General features: G+C 71.5%; 1 pseudogene. It reads left to right on the forward strand.

Features of this window, described 5'->3' with window-relative positions:
- Positions 1-355: pseudogene (locus tag ACFHWU_RS29520) on the forward strand (IS1380 family transposase); the annotation flags it as partial.

Raw genomic sequence — 355 nt, forward strand, 5'->3', positions numbered from 1 at the left:
ACGTACACCGCGTTCGCCGGCACCCGACACGAGGCGACCGCCCGGCTGATCGTCCGCCGCGTCCGTCGCGACGACCCGCAACAGATCCCCGGCCAGGACGAACTCCTGCCGACCTACCGGTACCACGCCGTGTTCACCGACAGCCCGTACACCCTCGTACAGGCCGAAGCCCAGCACCGGCAACACGCGATCATCGAGCAGGTCAACGCCGACCTGATCGCCGGGCCCCTCGCCCACCTACCCTCCGGACACTTCAGCGCCGACGACGCCTGGCTGACCCGCGCCGCGATCACGCACAACCTCACCCGCGCCGCCGGACACCTCGCCGCGGGCACCTGGTCGACCGCCAGACCCG

Source organism: Micromonospora sp. LOL_015, assembly GCF_048060275.1.
Lineage (GTDB): Bacteria > Actinomycetota > Actinomycetes > Mycobacteriales > Micromonosporaceae > Micromonospora_E.